Raw genomic sequence first — 4,389 nt, forward strand, 5'->3', positions numbered from 1 at the left:
CATCACTGGCAGATGTCGATTGCCAGACGTATTCAGGCTCGGGATAGCCTTCATACCAAATTTTCTGCCACAGGGATGAAAAACCGATTTCAGGATGGCGGTTATCCACCTTATATAGCTGCCAGCTGTCGCCGTTTACGGTCAGCAAACGGTCTGCCCGAGGAGAGATCGCAACCCAGTCGGGTATCTCAGCCAGCAACGGCTCATTATAGATGTGCCCTTTGATTGTTGTGTAGTAAGCCGAAAGTTCGCCGTTTTGGTGTACCGCAAAAAAACCTTTGCGGGCATACTCGGGAACAAGTTGCACCACCGGGCTCTCAGGCAGAGCAAAATGCCGTGCCTTCACCAGTGTTCGCTTGCCCTCGCGAAGCACTTCGAACCACTGCGATACTGTATTGTCACTGGTTGTGATCAGCAAGGAATTCGCACCCGACAATAACGTCAGCTGCTGCGGCTCTCCCTGAGCCGAACTCACATCGACAACATCACGGATTGCTGAGTTGTCCCCGTCCAGCGCCACCACATACAAATTATTACCGCTTAGTGCATACAGGGTTCTGGCATCCGGGGTGACCGCCAGCGCACTGATGGTGTCGGGCAGTCCCTCTACCCCGAACGATATCGCCTGCCAATCTGATGCCTGGCCGGGCAGAGCATCCTGGTGGCTGAAAGTCATCACCCTGACCCGCCGATCAGCCGTTACCCCAGCCACGACGGCCTGCTCGGCGCGCACCGATACCGCCAGTTGGGTAATTGCGCGACCGTCAGGATCCAGTTGCAGCGGACTCACTCCCAGCGGGTAGGCAATATCCGGTGTCGTCTGCTTCATCTCTTCTGTAAACGAAATCCTGAAAGTGGGTTTAAATACCACCACTTCGCCAGAACGGCCGCCATAGGCAAATACTTCTTCACTCGGCAGGGTACGGGCAAAGCTGACAGGGCTTGCCATAAGCTGATGCTCACCCATAAGTTCACCGATATTCTTCGGTGCAAGGTTTATGAAGGCCAAATTGCCCTGCTGGGACATCCTATAGGCAATGTTGTTCTGCTCGTTGAGATAAATAGCGGCAGGGGTGTCTGAAAAATCAATGGAGAATGCCTGCTTCGATGTGACATTAACCGAGGCAAAGATCGGCATGATCACATACAGCAGGTAAAAGAAAATCAGGACTAACGTAATAAGAACAGAAATACCACCAGCGGTTACCCCATAGCGTGCGAGCTTGTCTTTTACTCGGCGGCCAGGACTGTCTCCCCTCAAAAATGCGCTGGCGTCTGCCATTATTACCTCATAGGATTTATACGTTTATCAATAATATTTCTTTTAGATGACAATTATATGACAGCCAGTACGAGTGAGGCCAACACTCCTTTCGTTTCCTTGGGCTAATCTATTAGAGTGACATAAAATTGCAATAAAAGGTCATTAATCTTAATGATTTATGACTATTTACTGATTTCATTGGCCGTTATCTCGTTGCTTCTGGACAGATATTGCACATGCTCACATAATGAACAAGCCTACTGCGAATAAGGAAGTCGTTATGAAGCATCTCGTTATTACTGTAATTGGTAAAGACCGACCTGGTCTGGTTGAAACGCTTTCAGACACGGTATACCAGAACCACGGTAACTGGCTGGCCAGCAGCCTCAGTAAACTTGCCGGGCAGTTTGCCGGTATCTTGCAGATTGAAGTAGCCGACCAATATATCCCTGTATTGAGTCAGAGCCTGTCGAAGCTGGATGGGTTGCAAATCCATATTGTCGAAGATGACAGCAAGGCCGTTCCGGTCACAACGCTACACAATCTCACCGTCACCGGTAACGATCGTCTCGGCATAGTCAAAGAAGTCACAGCCAAGCTCAACCAGCTTGGGATCAATATCAACAAGCTCAAAACCGATACCCAAAGTGCACCTAACTGGGGTTACCCGATTTTCTCGGCAAATTTTCAGCTTGAGTTACCGTCTGAGCTTGCCCTGGAGACCGTTCAGGACGAGCTGGAACAACTGTCCGATGATCTCAATATCGATATCGACGACAACTAAATCAATAACAACTAACTAGAGGCATAACTTTTAGCCCATAGCTTAACTAATAGGAATACAATGAGTACGGAATCTCTCTATATTGAAAAAGAATTAAGCTGGCTATCATTTAACGAACGAGTACTCCAAGAAGCGGCCGACAAATCCGTGCCGCTGATTGAGCGCGTCCGTTTTCTTGGAATTTTTTCCAGTAATACCGATGAATTTTATTCAGTCCGCTTTGCCGATGTAAAACGCCAAATCCTGATCAGCCAAGAACAGGGCGGCGATGACAGTGCCAAACAGCTACTCAGCAAAATCCAGAGTCGAGTCCTGAAGCTCAACCAGGACTTCGACAGTCTCTATAACGAAATCTTGCTGGAGATGGCGCGGCGCCATATTTTTCTGGTCAATGAGCAACAGCTCGACGAACATCAGCAGAACTGGCTTCGCAAATACTTCCGCAATGCGATTTTGCCCCATATCACACCCATTCTTCTCACACCGGATATCGACCTGCTCGAATTTCTCAAGGACGAATACTCTTACCTGACCGTCGAAATGCAGCAGGGAGAGAAGAAGGGCCATGCCCTGATCGAGATTCCGACCGATCAGCTGCCGCGCTTTATCCAGTTGCCCGAGGCAAAAGGAAAAAGACGCAAAACCCTTATCCTGCTTGATAACATTATTCGTTTTTGCCTCGACGATATCTTCAGCGGCTTCTTCGAATACGACAGCCTGGCCGCCTACTCGATGAAGATGACCCGGGACGCCGAATACGATCTCAGCCTGGAAGTGGAACACAGCTTGCTGGAACAGATGTCTGAAGGTCTGAACCAGCGCCTCACCGCGATGCCGGTTCGCTTCGTCTACCAGCGCGATATGCCCGGAGATATGATCGATGTGCTCTGCGGGCTGCTGAAAGTCTCCAGCTATGACAGTATTATTCCCGGCGGCCGTTACCATAACTTCAAGGATTTTATTGGTTTTCCTAACGTTGGTCGCAACTATCTGGAAAACAAGCCCCTGCCGCCGATCCAAAGCTACCACTTCTCCTCTGCCCGCAATGCCTTTGACGCTATCAAGGCACAGGACATTCTGCTGTACTATCCGTACCATACCTTCAACCACATGACCGAGCTGGTTCGCCAGGCTGCCTACGATCCCAAGGTCCGTGGTATTAAGATCAATATCTACCGGGTGGCAAAAAACTCCCGCATCATTGAGTCAATGATAGATGCCGCTAATAACGGCAAACGGATAACCGTAGTGGTCGAGCTGCAGGCTCGCTTTGACGAAGAAGCCAATATTATCTGGGCCCGCCGCCTGACCGAAGCCGGGGTTCACGTTGTATTCGGTGTGCCGGGGCTCAAAATTCACTCCAAACTGTGTCTTATCACCCGGCGAGAAGGTGACAAGCTCGTCCGCTATGCCCATATCGGCACCGGTAACTTCCATGAAAATACGGCACGGCTCTATACCGACTTCTCGCTGATGACCTGTGACGACGAAATTACCAATGAGGTACGGCAGGTCTTCGGGTATATCGAAAATCCATATCGCCCGGTTAAATTCAATCATTTAATCGTCTCGCCGCGTAACTCCCGCTCGCGACTGTATGATCTGATAGACAGGGAGATTGCCCATGCCAAGCAAAACTTGCCATCGGGTATTACACTTAAGGTGAACAATCTGGTCGATAAAGGCTTGATTAACATGCTTTATCAGGCAAGTAGTGCTGGTGTGAACATTAAACTGATTGTCCGCGGGATGTGCTCCCTGATCCCCGGGATCAAGGGGATCAGTGAAAATATTACCGCCATCAGTATTGTCGACCGTTTCCTCGAACACCCACGTGTGGTGGTATTTGAGAACAACGGTGATCCGGACGTGATGATTTCATCGGCCGACTGGATGACCCGTAACATCGACAACCGAATAGAAGTCGGCTGCCCGATCCGGGATCCGGCACTGAAAAAGAAAATCATCGATATCCTGAATATCCAGCTAACCGATACGGTCAAGGCACGGGTCATCGATAAAGAAATGAGCAACCAATATGTGCCCCGGGGTAACCGTCGCAAGATCCGTTCACAAATTGCGATCTATGATTACCTGAAGCACTCCGAAAAACAGCTCAGAAAAAAAGCTGAGAAAGCGATGGTTAATAATGATTGATAATCCACGTCCACGCGAGATAGCGGCTATCGATATTGGCTCTAACAGCTTCCACATGGTTGTTGCCCGAGTGATCGGGCAGAGCCTGCAAATTATCAGCCGCCACAAGCAGCGGGTTCAGCTAGCCTCCGGACTCGACGAACACCACAACCTCAACCAGGCCGCTATCCAGCGCGGCCTCAAC

General features: G+C 49.8%; 2 protein-coding genes and 2 pseudogenes. 3 read left to right on the forward strand and 1 reads right to left on the reverse strand.

Features of this window, described 5'->3' with window-relative positions; translation table 11 throughout:
- Positions 1-1,282, reverse strand: a pseudogene (locus MHN01_RS17880) (phosphate ABC transporter permease); the annotation flags it as partial.
- A gap of 262 nt (positions 1,283-1,544) precedes the next feature.
- Between MHN01_RS17880 and MHN01_RS17885 the strand changes: the two are divergent.
- From MHN01_RS17885 to MHN01_RS17895, 3 genes and pseudogenes are all read left to right on the forward strand, one after another.
- Positions 1,545-2,048, forward strand: coding sequence for a glycine cleavage system protein R (locus MHN01_RS17885; RefSeq protein ID WP_239412581.1), 504 nt, complete (start codon positions 1,545-1,547; stop codon positions 2,046-2,048).
- A 60-nt stretch (positions 2,049-2,108) separates the two neighbouring features.
- Entirely contained in the window at positions 2,109-4,205 is a 2,097-nt protein-coding gene (ppk1, locus tag MHN01_RS17890) for a polyphosphate kinase 1 (RefSeq protein WP_239412582.1), read from the forward strand.
- Positions 4,198-4,389 (forward strand): annotated as a pseudogene (locus tag MHN01_RS17895) (exopolyphosphatase); the annotation flags it as partial. The gene ppk1 and the pseudogene MHN01_RS17895, both read left to right, overlap by 8 nt.

The sequence above is a fragment of the Photobacterium sp. OFAV2-7 genome (genome assembly GCF_022347985.1).
GTDB lineage: Bacteria > Pseudomonadota > Gammaproteobacteria > Enterobacterales > Vibrionaceae > Photobacterium.

Excerpts from the sequence above, each read along its gene's own strand:
- ppk1 (WP_239412582.1), top strand. The coding sequence starts at position 2,109 with ATGAGTACGGAATCTCTCTATATTGAAAAAGAATTAAGCTGGCTATCA.
- MHN01_RS17885 (WP_239412581.1), top strand. The coding sequence starts at position 1,545 with ATGAAGCATCTCGTTATTACTGTAATTGGTAAAGACCGACCTGGTCTG.